Source organism: Commensalibacter papalotli (ex Servin-Garciduenas et al. 2014) (assembly GCF_000527695.1).
GTDB classification, from domain to species: Bacteria; Pseudomonadota; Alphaproteobacteria; order Acetobacterales; family Acetobacteraceae; genus Commensalibacter; species Commensalibacter papalotli.
Genome location: NZ_ATSX01000001.1, coordinates 658386 through 677669, shown reverse-complemented (window position 1 = coordinate 677669; position 19284 = coordinate 658386). Strand labels below are relative to the sequence as shown.

The window sequence follows — 19284 nt, the reverse complement described above, 5'->3', positions numbered from 1 at the left end:
CTTTATGAAAAAACAACTTTAATTATTATCCAACTGCATCCCCAAGCAATCCAACAGCCAGAGCGTAATAATCAGAGGGGTTGTAACGGCGTATCACATTAAAATTGTGATAAACCATAAAGGCCTGCCCACCTTCTCCATCTGGTCTAATTACAGCACCTTGAACAGAATTTGTTGAGAATTTAGAACCATCTCTGCGCCTAACCCCCAAAGCTTGCCATTGTGCTAATGTTTTTATATTTTTACGACCAATTTGTCCTTGAGATAAATTACCGTCAATAGTGATTTCTTGTCCCCAAGGTTCAGATGCTTTCCATCCACATTTTGCCAAATAATTTGCAATAGATGCCAATACATCAGGCACATTTGTCCAAATATTGCGCTGTCCTGTTCCTGAAAAATCCACCGCATATTGTAAATATGCACTGGGCATAAATTGAGGTTGTCCCATAGCCCCAGCATAACTGCCTAACATTTTTTCTGGAGCAATATCACGACTATCCAAAATCTTTAAAGCTTTCATCAACTCTGATTTAAAGAATTTTGCTCTACGGCCTTCATAAGCAAGAGTCGCAAGGGAATCTATTACGTTAAATTTCCCTGTATGTTTTCCATACGCAGATTCAATTCCCCAAATCCCCAGAACTATTCTTGGGTCAACACGATACTGTTTCCAAATTTGAGATAAGGTGTTTTGTAAAGATTGATAAGATGCCTTGCCTTGACTTATTTTGGTTGGAGAAATGACTTTTTCATAATACTGAGCCCAAGTCATCGTAAACTCAGGTTGCTTACGATCCAATTGAATAACTTTGGCATTTGGAACAGACCAATCCAAAGCACGTTTCATAATAGATGCATCAAAACCTTGTTGCACAGCTTGTTGTTGAATTTGTTTTAAAAAAGCTTGATATCCCGCTGTACTCTGAGCAATCGCTTTGGTTAATAATGAATCAGACAATATTACAGAGGTTGTAACAGCTGTTCCTGCACCAATTAAAAATTTACGACGCTCTATCATGCTTCACCCTTACACTTTGATATTTTTAAATAACGATCAATATCACATTAATCATATCCTTCATTCATAGCAAGGCAAGAAAACAGATAATATATTCCATAAATATTAAAAAATTAATACTTCACCACCCCTTATGAAACATTTCTTTTTTATCTAAAAGAAACTAAGATAAATATATGAACTTATATCAGTGATTTTTATGGATATCAGATGATAAAATTAAACTTGTAAAAGACAGACAAATTTAAAACGTTGGTATCTATTACAGAATCTTGGGTTAATTGTGAAGAGTTCGCATTTATCTCTGACAATGAATATGTTGAAAAACTTTTCATAAAAAAAATAACCCTTTGTCCAATCTTCATCACTTAAAAAACTATATATTGATGCCATATTTTCTATTTAACAGCTTACCAACGGGTTTGAATACCTTATGACTTTAAATAAGAAATATAAAATCAAAAAACCTTTAAATCAGCCATTTTTTGAGATTCTATAAAAAGCTCAAGCTGATCCCCATGATTTAATTGACCAACCCCTTTGGGCGTGCCTGTATAAATCAGATCATTAGGCTTTAAGATAATAAACTGACTCAAATAAGCAATAATTTCTGGAATGGTAAATATCATATCTTGAGTGTACCCTTCTTGTCTTGTTTCACCATTTAATTTCATTGAAAAACTAATTTTTTCTTTAAACTTAAATTTATTCACAAAAGAAGAAACATAACAAGAATCTTTAAATCCTTTGGATAAAAACCAAGGTAATTTCTTTTCTTTGAGCTTTGATTGCAAATCCCTAGCTGTTAAATCCAAACCAATGGCTATTTCATCATAATAGGATTCAGCATCTTCTTGTTTAATCTGGAACCCTTCCTTGACAATCTTAATCACTAACTCTGTTTCATAATGAACAACATCAGAAAAATCAGGTAATTGAATGGTATTATTGGTTACCAACGACGAGTTTGGTTTACTGAAAATAATTGGCTCTGCTTCTACCTTATTTCCCAACTCTTCGGCATGTTCAGAATAGTTTCTGCCAATACAGTAAATATTATTAATCATTTTAATCTCCATTACATAAATTGACGTTACTCTTTTTAATTTTCATTATATAAACAAATCTAAATTACCCAAATTTATTTATTGAAAATGATCGCATGAATAATTCTTATACTTTGACTGCAAAAATCTTACATTGGTTGATGGCTGCAATATTTATTTTTGTATGGTGCCTTGCTTTTTATTCAAACCATCTGATTTTCGATACAAATACAGATGCTCTGCAACATACCTTAATCGGATTACATAAGAATATTGCTACAACTATTATTTTCTTGTTTTTTATTCGTATCTTTTGGCGTTATACCCACCCCGCCCCTAAATTGCCTGATACTATGTCTCCAATCATGAAAAAATTAGCTCACATCATGCATATTATCTTATATCTTGCATTGATATTGATGCCAATAACTGGTTGTTTGTTAAGCTGGAGTGCAGGTTATCAAGCACCTGTTTTATATTTGTTTAACTTACCGGACATCATACAAAAAAATCCAGAATTAAAAGCTATTTTAAAACCTACACATGTTTATTTATCTTGGGTAGTAGGGGTTATGGTTATTGGGCATATTGCCAGTGCTTTGAAACATCGTTTTATTGACAAAGATAGTGTGTTTAACTCTATGATGTTCAAATAAAAATTAGTTTTGTTGAGCTTTTAATTTTGAAATTATGGAATGGGTTTGTACATCACACAGCTTAGGAGAAGCTTTGCATCCTTGCTGAAGTAAATTCAACGCTTTTTTATTATCTTTTGGTAAACCCTCTCCTGATTGGTATTTAATACCTAATTTAATTTTAGCCAAATCACTTCCTTTATCTATTGCTTTTTCGAAGTAAATTTTTGCTTTTTTAAAATCCTGAGGAATACCTTGTCCTATATCATACATTGTGCCCAAATTTACCAAAGCATTAACATTTCCTTGATTGGCCGCTTTTTGATAATATTCTTTTGCCTTAATAGAATTTTGAAGAATACCTTTACCTTCATAATACATTAATCCAAGTTCAAATTGTGCTATAGGTTGTCCTTGATCTGCTGATTTTTGAAACCAATAAGCAGCTTTTTTATCATTTTGAGAAATAATAATTCCATCTTTATAAGATAACGCCAGCATGAGTTGAGCATTTGCATTTCCTTGATCAGCTGCTTTTTGGTACCAATATAGTTCTTTTTTATGATCTACAGGTACGCGTTTTCCTAGACTATATAACAATCCTAAAGTCAACTGAGCATTTGCATCTCCATGATTGGCCTTAGATTTGATTGTATCTAAACTAACATTATTAGTTATATATGGATTTCCATTTGAGGATGTTTGAGATAAATAAATATTATTATTATTTGAAAATGGATTACCAGTTTTTGCACTAGCAAAATTATTATAAAACGACAAAGAGGCAAAAATAGCAAAAAAATATCTATATCGAAGCATTTAATGAGCCCCTAAAAACGTAACTGTCATATTAAAACAGGTAATTCTATCTATTTTATGGGAAATTTTTATACTATAGCTTAGATGGTGGGTGTAACAGGGATTGAACCTGTGACCCCTACCATGTCAAGGTAGTGCTCTCCCGCTGAGCTATACACCCATCTAGCTGATAAACGTTTAATAACGATGTTCTTTTAAAAGTGCAAGTGGTCAAAGTAAAAAAAATGAAATATTTTAAAAGATATTTATGAATATTGTTTATATGGATTACCAATGTCACTTTTTGATCTTATAGATTCTTCATTTTCCTCACCCTTTATTATGCAATATCCACAAAATATGCATCCTTATCCAATCCTAGTCAGCTCTCCTCATTCTGGAATGCAATATGATACACAATTATTATCTTTAAGTAGGCTCTCTATAGAGGAATTGCGTAAAAGTGAAGATAGCTATGTTCATCTTTTATGCGATCAGTTCCCTCAACTTGGCGTTACTTTGTTACAAGCCACTCTGCCGAGAATATTTTGTGATTTAAACCGTGAAGCATGGGAGCTGGACCCTGATATGTTCAAGGATCGCTTGCCAGATTGGTGTAATCAAAACAGCTATCAAGTTAAAAGGGGCTTTGGCACTGTTCATAAAATCAGTGCTTTGGGCAGACCAATTTATAAATATTATTTATCATTTCCTAAAATCTATCAAAGAATTGAGACTTATTGGTTTTCTTATCATCAGCAAATTCAACAATTTATTCAAACCAGTTGTGATCATTATGGGGGCTGTATTCTTTTAGACGTCCATTCAATGCCTTCGATGCCTAAACGAAGCCCCTATTATACAGATATTGTCTTAGGGGATGGCTTTGCACAAACATGCTCATCGACACTGATTAATAACAGTCAAAAATTCTTTACTCAACACGGTTTAAAAGTCAGTAAAAACACCCCTTATGCAGGAGGTTATATTACTCGCCATTATGGTAACCCCAAGCAAAATATCCATACCATGCAAATTGAGATTAATAAAAGCCTATATATGAAAGAAGATGATTTTGAAATGCATGGAGGATTCACAGTATTACAATCAATATTAATCGAGTATATTAAATGGATATGTTTACAAAAAACCATCTTCAATAACTAAATATTAAATCTTCAGCACTAGCTTATAATAATTCAACTTGAATAAGCACGATATCAGATGAACACAGCTTTGATTAAAGGTATAGAGAAGAATATGTTAATAAACATAAAACCTTATCATCATTTATAAATATCGTCTTTTTTATAACACTCTGCGTTGGTATATGGGAATATTGTATATAAATTTGGATATACTTTATATACACGAGATACATCGCAAACAATTTTATTTTTCATTTTCCATAATTTTAAATCATCAGATACGCTGAGATTATAACTTTGGCTGGACGCAAGCATAAGCGAAGAATCCATTCCTGCAAAACCCCATGAGTCAATTTCGTATAAAAAACCTTCTTGTCCTTTTGCTTCTTCAAACTGCATTGGATGAAATAAAACCCACTGATAAAATATCGAATAGGGATAAAGTTTAGATGAAGTGATCGCTGCCACTGGGGCACAAATTATAAGAAATACCGATATTATGAGATTTCTAACAGATTTATTTTCCTTAAAATGATTAAAAATAATGGCAACAGATACAAAAAGCAGACAAATTAAAATGAATAGACCAAAAAAGAAGATAAAAAAATCGTTTGAAGATCCATAATAAATACAAAGTATAAAAAACGAAGCAGAAAGAAAAATATCCAAATTTCTAAACTTATTTCTAATGACAAAAAAAATAAAAATTGATGGCAAAATAACAATCAAAGACATTATAATAATTATAAATATCATAAAAAATCTCGTTATAAATTAGTCATTAAGTTATAATCACATATCTATAGAAATGCTTTTATAAACGAATTTATTACTTAGTATCAGTATAACTCATATTATATAAACTAATATTTTGTTTATTTTGCACTATCCATGTAATCCTAATTCAATCACAGGACAACGATCCATTACTACATCAATACCTGCACTCACTGCACGCTGAGCAGCAACTTCATGAACGATACCCAGCTGTGTCCATAAAAGTTTAGGTAATAGTTTTAAAGTTAACATCTCATCAACAATTTCTGGAACAGCATCTGTATTGCGAAAGACCTCTACCATATCGATTGGTACATTAATATCAGACAAATTTGCAAAAACTTTTTGTTCTAGTATTTGTTGCCCTTCCAAACCAGGATTTACAGGGATAACTTTAAATCCATAATCTAATAATTTTTTCATAACTCCATAGCTAGGACGCTCAGGCTTGTTGGATGCGCCAACCAAAGCAATCGTTTTAAGTGCTAATAAATCTTTCAAAATGTCTGATTGTTCTGTTAAAATTTTTGCCATTGTTTTGCCTCTTTATTTTTATTAGCCATTTATTGTATAATAACAGATGAAAATTTAAAAATAATTAAATTATAGGAAATTTATTTCATGACTACTGACACATCAAATCACAAAGAAGAACAACATCAGTTTAGTGCTGAAGTTGAACGCCTTATGGATTTAGTGGTTCACGCTCTTTATTCAGAAAGAGAAATTTTTCTACGTGAGCTCATTGCTAACTCTGCCGATGCTACAGACAGAAGACGTTTTGAAGCACTTACCAATGAAGCATGTGCCCTACCTGCAACGCCCCAACTACGCATAAACATTGACAAGGATGCACGCCTTTTAACCATCAGCGATGACGGTATTGGCATGAGCAAAGAAGAAATCATCCAAAATCTTGGTACTATTGCACGTTCTGGAACCCGAGCTTTTGAAAAAGAATTAAAAGATGCAAAACCAGAAGACCGCCCTAATTTAATTGGTCAATTTGGTGTTGGTTTTTATTCTGCATTCATGGTGGCTGACAAAGTTGAAGTCATTTCTCGTCGTGCAGGTACTGATGAGGCATGGAGTTGGGTTTCTGAAGGTAAAGGTCAGTATACTTTAACCCAAGCAACCCGTGATACCGCGGGCACGACTATTATTTTACATATTAAAAGCGATGCTGATGAATATTTAGAAAGCATGCGCTTGGAAAATATTATTCGCAAATGGGCGGATCATATTGCATGGCCAATCGTTATTAAACAAGGCGAAGAAGAAGAAAGAAACGCCAACGAAGGTACTGCTTTATGGCGCAAACCCCGCAGTGAAATCACCGACGAACAAATGGATGATTTTTACCGTCATATTACCCATTTATTCGATAAACCCTTGGCAACTCTGTTATGGCATGCTGAAGGTGTATTTGAGTTCACTTCACTCCTTTTTATTCCAGGAATGATTTCTCCTTTTGCTCCTGTGGATCAAGAAAGAAAAAGTAAAGTTCGCCTTCATGTACGTCGTATGTTCATTACTGACGAAGCTGAAATGTTACCTGCTTGGTTACGTTTTATCCAAGGGATTGTGGATACAGAAGACTTACCTTTAAACGTTTCTCGTGAAATGTTACAAAATACCCCTGTGTTGGCTCGTATTCGTAAAGCTTTGACCAACCGCGTTATTTCTGAATTACAAAAACTTTCTGAAGATAAAGAAAAATACGAAACATTCTGGAATCTGTTCGGTGCAATCTTCAAAGAAGGATTATGGGAAAATGGAGAACATTCAGAAAGTATTCTTAAACTTTCCAGATTTTACTCTTCTACCGAGGAAGGTTTAACCACCCTGCCAGATTATGTTTCACGGATGAAAGATGGCCAGGAAGCAATTTATTTCTTAGCTGGAGATTCTAAAGAAATTCTTTCATCTTCCCCTCAACTTGAAGGATTTAAAGCACAAGGTATTGAAGTATTGCTCTTCACCGATGCCGTTGATGCTTTTTGGCCTGATCGCGTTGGTAAATATGCAGATAAACCTTTACGTAGCATTACCCAAGCCAAAGAAGATCTTGAAAAGCTGATGGGTGATGTTGAACATGTCAACAGCGAAGAGGAAGAGGGTTTAATTAAATCTTTAAAAGAAACTTTAGGGGATAAAGTCAGCGAAGTGCGTACTACTCAACGCTTGGTTGACAGTCCTGTAATTTTGGCTGCGTCTGCTGGTGGGCCAGATTTACAAATGCAACGCCTAATGCGCCGTAATGACAAGTCAATGCCCTCCCCATCGCCTGTATTAGAGTTAAATCCAAATCATCCTTGGATTAAATCTTTGGTATTAAAAGCCAAAGATGGCAAAGATATTAACGATGAAGCAAGTATTTTGCTTGATCTTGCCAGAGTTCAAGATGGCGAAATGCCTGTTGATCCAACTTTGTTTGCTCGTCGTATTGCAACCGCATTAACGGGTAAATAAATGATAATGCACATTAATCAACAAACCGATATTTTGGCTGTAATTGATGTGCAAAATGACTTTTTACCTGGTGGGGCATTAGGGGTTAAAGATGGGGATCAAATTATTCCTGTCATTAATCATCTTTTATCCCACCGTTTTCAGCGTTCTTTTGCCACTCAAGATTGGCATCCCAAAGATCATATTTCTTTTGCATGTAATCATCCTGGCGCAAAACCATATGATGCAATTGAATTGCCTTATGGCAAACAAACTTTATGGCCTGCTCATGCTGTACAAAATACAAAGGGCGCAGAATTATCCTCTGAATTACAACAAGACTGTTTTCAAAAGATTTTTCGTAAAGGATGGCATCAAGATATTGATAGCTATTCAGCCTTTTATGAAAATGATTGCAAAACATCGACTGGACTAATCAACTGGTTACAAAAAATCGGTATCAAACGCATTTTCTTTGCTGGATTAGCAGAAGATTTTTGCGTTGCGTATTCTGCAATGGATGCTGTTAACGCTGGGTTTGAAAGTTATATTATTATCGATGCAACCAAGCCTGTAAATTTGATGCTTTCCAATCAAATCTCCAGCACCGAATATCAAAAAAAAATACTCCTAGCTATAGGAACAAAGTATATTCTCAGTGACAAGATAACCGTGAACTCACTTTATTAATACAATAAATATTGCCATATAATAACTATCTATATTATAGAAACATATTCCTATAACCTGAAAATATTATTATAATGTCAAAAAAAAATTATATAAACTTACTTCTTATTTTCTTTTGTTTACTGCCTTTACTATTAATTATTGTCAATATATTTTTACCTGGTTTATTTACTGGACTTGATTGGGTTGCTCACACGTCACGCATGATATCTTTGCATGATGAAGTAAAACATAGTCAGTTTTTACCATTATTTGACTTTTGGAATAATGGTTACGGATACTCTTGGCAAGCTTTTTATCCTCCCTTAACTAATATCTATTTTTTATTATCATATCTTGTTTGTTATGGAGAAAACAATATTGCTCATTTTAAATTTATATGGCTATTGATTAGCCTAGTGAATTTTATGTGTGCATTTTATGCTGGCTATAGACAGTACAAGTCTTATTGGGTTGGATTATTTTGTGCTGCTTTATTATTAAGCTCGGCCTACTATCTAACAGCTATTTTTACACGTTTTGCTATTGCCGAATATACGTCATTTGGCTTTATTATATTATATATTAGAGGACTTGATTCCTTTAGAACTGATCAACAAGATCGTTATTTAATCCCTTTAATGGCATCATTAATTTGCATAACAAATATTCCTACGACTATTTGTATTATAATTATGTCATTCTTTTATTTTTTATTTTATTTTCAAACATTCATCAAAAAAGAAAATATAATATTTTTATTAAAAAGCTTACTGATAACTATTGCCATATCAGCAATTTATTTTGTACCACTATTATATAATTTATCTGGACAGTATATTGTAATGTCTTCACAAACAGACAGCTACACTCAAATATACAAATCAGTCGCAAAGCTGCCATTGGTGATCTTTAATATTAACCCATATCAAAATATGATATTTAGCATTGGTATTATTGGTAATTGTTTACTCATTATTTCTTTTTTTAAAAACAATATATGTAGTAAGAAAAAAATAATCTTCATCGTGACTATTATTTTTTTAACAACATTTTTATTTCCTTGGTGGGTTTTTCCAGACAAATTCATTTTGTTTAATATCATGCAATATCCATGGCGTTTATTTTCAACAATTATATGCTTATTTTCATTATGGCTATCCCCCATAATTTTAAAAAGAAATAGATTAATTATTTGCCCTCTAATAATTATACTATCATTGCTGTGCAACTATTACCCATATATGAAAGCATATTCACATCGTCATTATGTAATAAACGACTATAATAACAGTTACTTATATCATGATTACCTGAACAATCATACTCAACATAATGGTTATTACCATGATTTTGATACTTCAAAAAATATTTTTAGTAATGATAATCAAAACGTTAATTATACTATCAAATCATCACAAATACGCAATGGATTTCCAGAATATAAAGTTGTTGTTCTACAAGATAGTATCGTTTCTTTACCATTAATTTATTATAATTTTATAAAGATAATTATAAATAATAAAAATATTCCAACCATCTATACAAAAGATGGACGGTTAGGAATATATCTTCATAAAGGCGACCATACCATATCCATATCACAAGAAAGACAACAATATTATATGGGTTTTATTTTATTTTTAATTGGAATTATGAGCTTAATAAAATTAAAAAGATCTGATAACAAAATGTTATTGAAAGTGTAAATATACAATTTTAACATTTTCAATATATATTACTCTAAAAGATAAAATCAGTAATATTTAAAAATGAAAATACTAAGAAATTAAATTAATACGATGATCCGATTTCAGATCATCGTAATTGGTAATTAGCCTTTGTTCGGTTGAAAACAATATTCCATCGTCGGAAATGCTCTTGAACGAACTTCCTGTGCATATTGTTGAACAGCTTCTGTCATCGTTTGTCCAACTTGAGCATAACGTTTAACAAATTTGGGTTTGAAACCTTGGAATACACCAAAAATATCATCACAAACCAAGACTTGCCCATCACAAGCAGGCGAAGCACCAATCCCAATAGTTGGAATAGCAATTTGTTGTGTAATGGTTTGGGCTACTGGTTCAACAACCCCTTCTAATACGATTGCAAAAGCCCCAGCCTTGGCGATAGCATGGCTGTCACGAATAACTTTTTGCACACTCTCATCGTTTTTTCCAGCTACTTTAAATCCCCCCATCATCTGCACAGCCTGAGGCATTAAGCCAACATGACCACAAACTGGAATATTTCTTTTGGTTAGGAATTCCACCGTTTCGGCCATTTCTTCTCCGCCCTCTAATTTAACAGCCGCTGCACCTGTTTCTTGTAAAATACGAGAAGCTGTCCGAAATGCTTGTTGGGGGCTTTCTTGATATGAAGCAAAGGGCAAATCCACCATTACACAAGCCCGTTGCGTTCCTCTCATCACAGCTTGACCATGAGCAATCATCATCTCTGTTGTCACTGACAATGTTGTATCCAACCCGTAAATCACCATTCCCAAAGAATCACCAACCAAGATCAGATCTACATGCTCGTCCATTAATTGAGCCACTGGTGTTGTATAAGCCGTCAAAGAGACAATCGGTTCTTTACCTTTTTTTGTTATGATATTAGGAACAGTCAAACGTTTTATAGGTGTATTAGTCATAGAATTAGCTTTTCTTCTATCTTTTAAGTGAAATAAAGTTTTAAATTAAATTGAACTAATATATTAAGCATTATCAAAATAGAATGTAAATTACTCATTCATCAATTTAAAAGGCATTTTCTTATGATGGCTTCTCAAACTGCTTTGATTTTAATCGAATATCAACATGATTTTACCTCCGTAAACGGTGCTTTACATAACGGAGTAAAAGATTGTATGCATCAAACGAATATGCTGGCAAACAGTCAAGCGGCGTTAAAAGCCGCACGTGAAAAGGGCGTTACGGTTATTTATTCGCCCATTAGTTTCTCTGATAATTATCGAGAGCTCAGAAAACCAACTTATGGCGTATTACAAAATGTAATTTCTGCCAAAGCATTTCGTCAAGGCAGTTGGGGTGCAGAAATTATAGATAATGTTAAACCATTATCTCATGAAATTATACTCGAAGGTAAACGCGGCTTAGATGCATTTTACAGCACAAATCTGGATTTTATTTTACGTCAGTTGAATATTAAATCATTGGCGATTTGTGGCTTTCTGACAAATTGTTGTGTTGAATCAACAGTACGTACTGCCTATGAAAAGGGCTATGATGTTACTACCTTAAACGACTGTTGTGCTACTTTGAGCATGGAAGAACACAATATGGCTTTAGAAAAAGACTTGACCCTCTTTTCTCATGTTATTAATCACAAAGAGTGGTTGAAAACAATCGGATAAATATCAATGAAGTTTGTCGCGAATTGCTTTAATTTAACAGCAAACTTCAAACACAAGACTTACGATACATGATGTATATTAATTATTTTTTGATAATGCAGATAATGCAGAACCGTATTTATTTCTCCCTTGGTTTCCTGGGCAGAAAAAAGTAGCTATAAAGATTATTATAAATATTGAATATATAATAAGGATAACAAATAATAAAATTATACGGTATGTGAAATCTGTAGATTGTGAAAACAAATCTTCATAGATACCACCATCTAGAAAAAAATCGTCAACAATATAAGCAAATAGATATAAAAAATACCATTTCCCTGAAAATCCTAAATCATGCAACCTTCTTATTACAAGAGGAATACTAGGAATAAGAATAAATAAAACATATATGTATGTTATTCCCATAAAAATATTGAATACATTCTGTTGAGTAATAGTATCTCTAAGTTGAAGCAAAACAAAATAACACACTATGTTAATACAATTAAAAATCCAACACTCTCTTCTTGGGCTTCTACTTTTATAATCTTTCCATCTGGATAAAGTATAATAATACTCATTAAATATATTCTTGATATAGAACATTTTTTTTATTTGAACCCTTTTAAATAATATCAAAATAAAGCTAATATTGTTCTACTTTTTCGACCCCTTGTATTACTTTGATATGCTGTGCAAGGATGGGGGATACATTATAATATTCAGGTAAAATTACCTCGACCTCTTGTTGATTGCCACATTGAGGAACTAAAACTACTTTTCCTCTACCCTTTTGTGTATTGGCTAAAATATTTGATATTTTTTTAACTGAATCTAAATCTTTGATCCATATTTTAATTTCTTTGACTAAACCTGTAATCGCATCTTCTAGGTCTTCAACATGTTGCGCTGTAATACGTAAATTTTCTTCATCCATACGTAAATCTACGGTAACAATAACCATTTTTCCTGTCACCAACAAATCTCTGGATCGATTAAGCGTTTCGGAAAAAAATGTTACTTCACAGGCTCCACTCTTGTCAGATAGACCCACCCAAGCCATTTTTGTTCCTTTTTTCGTAGGACGCACTTTGGTGTTTAAAATACATCCCGCCAACCGAATACGCGTACTCCCAGAACGAGCCAGCTGTTGTAGATGCGTCATAGGCTGAATAGCCATTTTATCCAATAACGCTCTAAATGAATCCAAAGGATGAGCCGTCATATGATACCCAATGGCTTCGGCTTCCATCGTTAGGCGCTCTATTTCCGGCCATTCAAACACAGAAGGTAACTTCAAAGGCTCGACAGTCTTTATATCCCCCATTTGAAATAAACCAATTTGACCACTGGCCTTTTCATCTTTACGGGCGTGTGCTCTACGTAAAATCACTTCAGCAGCAGCGAATACTTTATGTCGATTGGGCTCAATGGAATCAAATGCCCCTGCTTTAGCCAGATTTTCCAATTGCCCTTTATTTAAATTTTGACAATCGATACGCTCGGCAAAATCAAGTAAATCTTTGAAGGGTTGCCCTCCTCTAGCCTCTGCAATGCCTTGCATTGCGGAAAAACCAGCCCTCTTAATCGCAGCGAAAGCGTAACGAATAGCATAAGTCCCATCTTCTTGCTTTTCGATCTCAAAATCTGCGCCCGATTTATTTATATCAGGAGGTAAAACAGGAATATTAATACGCTTGGCTTCTTGCCTTAAAATTGCTAGCTTATCAGTCTTTTCGATTGCCAAAGACATACATGCTGCAAAAAAAGCTACTGGGTAATTAGCCTTCATCCATGCTGTTTGATAAGAGACCAACGCATAAGCCGCCGCATGAGATTTGTTAAATCCATAATCAGCAAAGCGTGCCATTAAATCAAAAACTTCTATAGCTTTTTTTTCATCAACCCCGTTCTCAATCGCACCTTTGGTAAAGATCTCACGTTGTTGATCCATTTCAGAGCGAATTTTTTTACCCATCGCACGGCGTAATAAATCAGCAGCGCCTAGGCTATATTTCGCCATTTTTTGAGCAATCTGCATTACCTGTTCCTGATAGACCATAATTCCATAGGTCTCTTCAAGAATATCACGGATTTGCTCGTGCGGTGGCTCCCACGCCTCTCCATGTTTTCTGCGGCAATAATCAGGAATATTCGCCATAGGACCAGGACGATATAAGGCCACCGCCGCAATTAAATCCTCAATTCGTGTGGGCTGCATTTGACGCAATACATCTCGCATGCCAGCACCTTCGAACTGGAACACCCCGCCAGATTCACCACGGCTCAACATTTCATACGTTGGCTTATCATTCAAAGGAATAGAAGCAAGATCAATATGTTGACCCAGCTTTTCCAACATATTTACAGCACGCTGTAAGATCGTAAGCGTCGTCAAGCCCAGAAAGTCAAACTTCACCAGCCCAACTTGCTCAACGAACTTCATATTATATTGGGTAACCAACATATCGCTACGCGGATCTCGATAGAGCGGTACCAACTCTACCAAAGGTCTATCTCCAATCACTACCCCAGCAGCATGGGTTCCAGCGTGACGGTATAAACCTTCCAATTGTAAAGCCACCTCCATCAAACGTCTGATATTTTCATCACTATCGCGCATTTCTTGCAAGCGAGGTTCACCATCTATCGCCTGTCCCAAAGTCGTTGGTTTGGCAGGATTATTAGGGATCAGCTCTGCAACCTTATTCACCATCCCAAAAGGTAACCCAAGGACACGTCCAACATCACGCACGGCTGCTCTGGCCTGTAATTTACCAAAGGTAATAATTTGCGCAACTTGATTAAGTCCATAAGCATGACGGACATATTCAATGACCTCATCACGTCGATCCTGACAAAAGTCAATATCAAAGTCAGGCATCGAAATACGCTCAGGATTTAAGAAACGTTCAAACAATAAATTAAATTGTAAAGGGTCTAAATCCGTAATAGTTAACGCCCACGCCACCAATGATCCTGCACCTGAACCACGACCTGGCCCCACTGGAATATTATTTTCTTTGGCCCATTGAATAAAATCAGCAACAATTAAAAAATATCCTGGAAATCCCATTTTTTGAATAACGGAAATTTCATATTCCAAACGGTGTTGATATTCCTTTCGCTTCTCTTCGGTTAAATCAGAATAGGTTTTTAAACGCTCATCCAAACCAGCCTGAGCCATTTGCTGTAAAGTTTCATCTGCTGTTGTGCCCTCTTTAATCTTACGACTATGAGGCAGCATCGGCTTTCGTGTTTCAATCTTAACCGCACACCGTTTAGCAATCTCTATAGTATTTGAACAAGCCTCTGGTAAATCAGCAAAAAGTTCACACATCATTTCAGGCGGTTTAAACCAGTTTTCTGGAGTAACTTTCCATCGATCTTGCATATCAACAGTACAGCCCTGAGCAATACAGATCAATGCATCATGCGATTCATATAAATCAGGTGTGGGGAAAAAACATTCATTCGTTGCCACTAAGGGAAACCCGAAACGATCAGCAAGTCCAATAATACCTGGTTCAATGGCTTTTTCTTCTGTTAGACCCAAACGGTTCAACTCTATCACAAGACGATCAGGAAATGCCTTGGCAAGTTGCTCAATTAAATCTGACGCATGTTTTTCCTGACCTTCTGAAAGCAGTTTAAAGATAGGCCCTCTTGTTCCACCACTCAGTAAAATAAGTCCTTCTGAATGTTCACATATTGTCTCTACTGCAACAGCAGGATCAGCAGGATCCCCTTTTAAGAATCCTTCTGATGATAAAAATTGTAAATTGAGCAATCCTGTTTCATTTTGAGCCAATAACACAATTGGCCAACTACGGGCATATTCTGTGTTTTCGCCAATAGCAGGAATCCCGATTTGTGATCCTATAATGGGTTGAATTCCGCCATCAACACAATATTTAGAAAATTCCAAAGCTCCAAATAAATTTCCTGTATCCGTAATGGCAATAGCTGGCATATTCATTTTCTTTGCCAGCTCTACCATCTTTGGTACTCGAATGGCCCCTTGACTAAGAGAATATGCAGAATGGTTACGTAAATGAATAAAAGGAGCTAGGGGCATTACTATATTTTAATTTCAATTAGAGAGTAAAAGGAACGATCTTTCCTTCGTGTAACGTCATGACACGATCCATCCTAGACGCAAGTTCATTATTATGAGTTACAATCAGAGCCGCCAACCCTTCCTGCCTGACAGCTTGTAATAACAAACCAAACACATGATCTGATGTTTTTTCATCTAAATTACCAGTTGGTTCATCCGCTAATAAAATATAAGGAGAATTCGCCAAAGCTCTTGTAATTGCTACGCGTTGCTTTTCCCCACCAGATAATTTTCCTGGTTGATGGTTAACACGGTGGCCTAAATCAAATTTTTCCAGCCATTCTTTGGCTTTTTTAGAAGCTATCGCTTTTGATTTCTTGTCAATCATCTGTGGCATGATTACATTTTCTAAAGCTGTAAATTCTGGCAGTAAATGATGAAACTGATAAACAAAACCAACTGATCTTAACCTTAATACGGTGCGTTCTCTTTCGCTCAGCTTGGCTGTATTTTGCTCGTTAATAATAATCTCACCCTTACTTGGTTTTTCCAATAAACCAGCAACATGCAACAAGGTTGACTTGCCTGCTCCAGAAGGAGCTACCAAAGCCACAATCTCACCTGGGTATAAAGTGAAATCTGCACCTTTTAAAACCTCAAGCTGTTCGTCTCCACTCTTATAGGAAACATGAACATCTTTGAGTTCTAAGACTGCTTGAGTTGAATTATTCATTACGCAATCCTTCTACTGGATCGGTACGTGCGGCTTTCCAAGATGGATATAAGGTCGCAAGCAAAGATAAAGCCAACGCCATTAAAACAATTTGAATGACATCTGCCCAATCAAGTTTAGCAGGCAAATGTTCCAGATAATATACCTCTGGATTAAATAAATTAGTTCCCGTTAGTTTTTGCAACCCTTGACGGATATGCTCAATATTCTTACAAAATAATATGCCAATTATCGTTCCTGCAAAGGTGCCTGTGACCCCAACAGAAGCGCCACACATCAAGAAAATACGCATAATTGCTCCACGAGATGCCCCCATTGTCCGTAAGATTGCAATATCACGAGTTTTATCTTTGACCATCATAATCAAAGAGGAAATTACGTTAAAAGCCGCCACTAAAATAATTAAAGTTAAAATCAAGAACATTACATTTTGTTCAACTTGAACGGCTCCAAAAAAGGCATTATTGCTTTGTGTCCAATCCAGAAAGCGTAAATTTTCTTCTCTGAACTCTGAAATCAACGCCTGCGTGGTTTTTTGAACTTTTGCGGGGTTTGTCGTCGATATCTGTATTCCTGTTACACCATCTTTGATTTGAAAGAATTTTTGCGCTGCCGAAATGGGCAAGAATACATAACTTGAATTATATTCATGCATTCCAGAATCAAAAATCCCCACCACTGTATATGCTTTGATACGAGGAATATTCCCCATTACGGTTGCAGAACCTTGTGGAGAAATTAAAGTTACTTTGGAGCCAATTCCAAGACCTGCGCGATCTGCCAAGGTTTTTCCAATAACAATCGCATCATCCCCTTTGAAACGCTCAAAAGATTCTGGAGTCAGGCTTTTACTGACTACTGTTAATTTTTTCAACCCTTCGGCACTCATGCCGCGCACCATGCCCCCAGAATTATAATTACCAGCACTTAATAAAACTTGGCCTTCTGTAAAAGGAATAGCTACTTTAACACCAGGGATTTTTTCCATACGTGAAGCCAAACGATCATAATCAGTAATAGGCTGAGGGCCATTATAGGACATTTGTCCATAGACACTCAGATCCCCATTCAACCCCAAAATGCGACCCAATAAATCATCTTTAAAGCCGTTCATCACCGCCATAACGACAATTAATGTACCAACTCCAAGAGCAATTCCGATCAAGGAAAAAATAGCAATCACAGAGACAAAGCGTTCCCCTTTGCGAGCTCGCAAGTAACGTTTTGCCACCATTCTTTCAAAAGAACCAAACATATTTATTAATCCTGATGAGAAGCCATATATTCCATAATCTGATCCACAGGAACCTCAGCACGCATTCCTGTCTTTCTACGTTTAATCTCGACAATATTCTGTGCAACTCCACGAGGCCCAACAATAATTTGCCAAGGATGTCCCATTAAGTCTGCATCTGCAAATTTTGCACCAGCACGTTCATCACGATCATCATAAAGAAAATTATCTGGATCTGTTTGATACAATGACTCACACACATCTTTACAGGCTTGATCTTTCATACCCAAATTAATAATCACCGCTTTAAAAGGGGCAACATTATCAGGCCAAATAATTCCATTATCATCGTGTGAAGATTCTATAATTGCCCCAACTAGACGAGAAACCCCAATACCGTATGATCCCATATGCGGATAAAGTTTTTTACTGTCTGGGCCAGCTACAGAAACATCCATTGACTCAGTATATTTGGTGCCAAAATAGAAAATTTGGCCAACTTCAATTCCGCGTCCTTCACATTTTCTTTCCTGAGGTACTTTTTCCCACTCAGCTTCATCATGTTTTTCATCAGTAGCTGCATAAAAGCTGGTCATACGGGTAAAGAATGAAGCAAGAGAGTTTTTATCTTCAATATCGACTGGCATTTCCAACCAATTTTGTTCTGCAAATGCAGAATCAAAGAAAATACCACTTTCACCCGTAGGGGCTAAAATAATAAACTCATGACTAAGATCCCCACCAATAGGGCCTGTATCCGCCAACATTGGAATAGCTTTGACTCCAATCCGTTGGAATGTACGTAGATAAGCCAACATCATTTTATGATAGGTTACTACAGCACTGTCGTAATCTGCATCAAAGCTGTAACCATCTTTCATATAGAATTCACGACCACGCATAACCCCAAAACGAGGGCGAATTTCGTCTCTGAATTTCCACTGAATTTGATATAATAAAGCTGGCAACCCCTTATATGATGTTACAAATTGATCAAAAATATCTGTAATCATTTCCTCGTTTGTTGGTCCATATAACAAATCACGTTTATGGCGATCAACAATACGCAACATTTCAGGTCCATATGCGTCATAACGTCCAGAACGCTTCCACAGATCTGCTGATTGCAAGGTTGGCATTAACACTTCTTGAGCATTAATAGCATCTTGTTCCGCACGAACAATATCGGCTATTTTATTTAATACACGTAAGCCAGCTGGTAACCAGGCATAAATACCCGAAGACATTTGGCGAACCATTCCTGTTCTGAGCATCAAACGATGAGAGGCAATTTGAGCTTCTGCTGGAACTTCTTTTAATGTTGGAAGAAAACTTGAGGATAAACGCATAG

The 19284-nt window shown here is 35.5% G+C and carries 17 protein-coding genes and 1 tRNA gene; 6 read left to right on the top strand and 12 right to left on the bottom strand.

What is annotated here, in order from left to right:
* Positions 1-25: 25 nt before the first annotated feature.
* The gene (locus COMX_RS03040; protein WP_034336825.1) at positions 26-1021 is read right to left on the bottom strand and encodes a lytic murein transglycosylase; all 996 of its coding nucleotides are present in this window, start codon (positions 1019-1021) and stop codon (positions 26-28) included.
* A gap of 458 nt (positions 1022-1479) precedes the next feature.
* The gene (locus COMX_RS03035) at positions 1480-2088 is read right to left on the bottom strand and encodes a fumarylacetoacetate hydrolase family protein (protein ID WP_034336823.1); all 609 of its coding nucleotides are present in this window, start codon (positions 2086-2088) and stop codon (positions 1480-1482) included.
* Positions 2089-2183: 95 nt separating this feature from the next.
* On the opposite strand from COMX_RS03035, the gene COMX_RS03030 reads away from it, so the two are divergent.
* A complete protein-coding gene (locus COMX_RS03030) occupies positions 2184-2723 on the top strand; it encodes a cytochrome b (RefSeq protein ID WP_034336820.1) in 540 nt (179 codons plus the stop codon).
* A 3-nt stretch (positions 2724-2726) separates the two neighbouring features.
* Here COMX_RS03030 and COMX_RS03025 read toward each other — a convergent pair whose 3' ends face one another.
* A complete protein-coding gene (locus COMX_RS03025; protein WP_051461823.1) occupies positions 2727-3521 on the bottom strand; it encodes a tetratricopeptide repeat protein in 795 nt (264 codons plus the stop codon).
* Positions 3522-3606: 85 nt separating this feature from the next.
* Positions 3607-3681: transfer RNA gene (locus COMX_RS03020), tRNA-Val, on the bottom strand.
* Positions 3682-3794: 113 nt separating this feature from the next.
* On the opposite strand from COMX_RS03020, the gene COMX_RS03015 reads away from it, so the two are divergent.
* Entirely contained in the window at positions 3795-4667 is an 873-nt protein-coding gene (locus COMX_RS03015; protein ID WP_051461822.1) for an N-formylglutamate amidohydrolase, read from the top strand.
* 119 nt (positions 4668-4786) lie between these two features.
* Here COMX_RS03015 and COMX_RS11070 read toward each other — a convergent pair whose 3' ends face one another.
* Both COMX_RS11070 and COMX_RS03005 read right to left on the bottom strand, forming a co-directional pair.
* Positions 4787-5404, bottom strand: a complete 618-nt coding sequence (locus tag COMX_RS11070; protein WP_034336818.1) for a hypothetical protein — start codon at positions 5402-5404, stop codon at positions 4787-4789.
* A gap of 129 nt (positions 5405-5533) precedes the next feature.
* The gene (locus tag COMX_RS03005) at positions 5534-5959 is read right to left on the bottom strand and encodes a CoA-binding protein (protein ID WP_051461821.1); all 426 of its coding nucleotides are present in this window, start codon (positions 5957-5959) and stop codon (positions 5534-5536) included.
* Between the two features lie 87 nt (positions 5960-6046).
* On the opposite strand from COMX_RS03005, the gene htpG reads away from it, so the two are divergent.
* The 3 genes from htpG to COMX_RS02990 all read left to right on the top strand — a co-directional run bounded on the left by htpG (position 6047) and on the right by COMX_RS02990 (position 10254).
* On the top strand, positions 6047-7897 hold the full coding sequence (gene htpG, locus COMX_RS03000; protein ID WP_034336815.1) for a molecular chaperone HtpG: 1851 nt from the start codon (positions 6047-6049) through the stop codon (positions 7895-7897).
* A complete protein-coding gene (gene pncA, locus COMX_RS02995) occupies positions 7898-8566 on the top strand; it encodes a bifunctional nicotinamidase/pyrazinamidase (RefSeq protein WP_051461820.1) in 669 nt (222 codons plus the stop codon).
* A gap of 74 nt (positions 8567-8640) precedes the next feature.
* Entirely contained in the window at positions 8641-10254 is a 1614-nt protein-coding gene (locus tag COMX_RS02990; protein WP_034336813.1) for a glycosyltransferase family protein, read from the top strand.
* A gap of 125 nt (positions 10255-10379) precedes the next feature.
* On the opposite strand, the gene panB is transcribed toward COMX_RS02990, so the two are convergent.
* Positions 10380-11201: a 3-methyl-2-oxobutanoate hydroxymethyltransferase gene (gene panB / locus COMX_RS02985; protein WP_034336811.1), complete on the bottom strand. Its 822-nt coding sequence runs from the start codon at positions 11199-11201 to the stop codon at positions 10380-10382.
* A gap of 123 nt (positions 11202-11324) precedes the next feature.
* On the opposite strand from panB, the gene COMX_RS02980 reads away from it, so the two are divergent.
* Entirely contained in the window at positions 11325-11924 is a 600-nt protein-coding gene (locus COMX_RS02980; protein WP_034336808.1) for a cysteine hydrolase family protein, read from the top strand.
* 78 nt (positions 11925-12002) lie between these two features.
* On the opposite strand, the gene COMX_RS11440 is transcribed toward COMX_RS02980, so the two are convergent.
* Genes COMX_RS11440 through proS form a run of 5 tightly spaced genes read right to left on the bottom strand, consistent with a single transcriptional unit; the run spans position 12003 to position 19282 of the window.
* Entirely contained in the window at positions 12003-12512 is a 510-nt protein-coding gene (locus tag COMX_RS11440; RefSeq protein ID WP_051461819.1) for a DUF805 domain-containing protein, read from the bottom strand.
* Positions 12513-12552: 40 nt separating this feature from the next.
* Entirely contained in the window at positions 12553-15984 is a 3432-nt protein-coding gene (gene dnaE, locus COMX_RS02970; protein ID WP_034336806.1) for a DNA polymerase III subunit alpha, read from the bottom strand.
* 19 nt (positions 15985-16003) lie between these two features.
* Positions 16004-16699 carry an ABC transporter ATP-binding protein gene (locus COMX_RS02965; protein WP_034336804.1) on the bottom strand — a complete coding sequence of 232 codons (696 nt, stop codon included), beginning with the start codon at positions 16697-16699 and terminating at the stop codon, positions 16004-16006.
* Complete coding sequence (locus tag COMX_RS02960; RefSeq protein WP_034336801.1) at positions 16692-17954, bottom strand: lipoprotein-releasing ABC transporter permease subunit; 1263 nt, start codon at positions 17952-17954, stop codon at positions 16692-16694. The genes COMX_RS02965 and COMX_RS02960 overlap by 8 nt, the downstream gene beginning before the upstream one ends.
* Before the next feature lie 5 nt (positions 17955-17959).
* Positions 17960-19282, bottom strand: a complete 1323-nt coding sequence (gene proS / locus COMX_RS02955) for a proline--tRNA ligase (RefSeq protein ID WP_034336798.1) — start codon at positions 19280-19282, stop codon at positions 17960-17962.
* Positions 19283-19284: the final 2 nt, after the last annotated feature.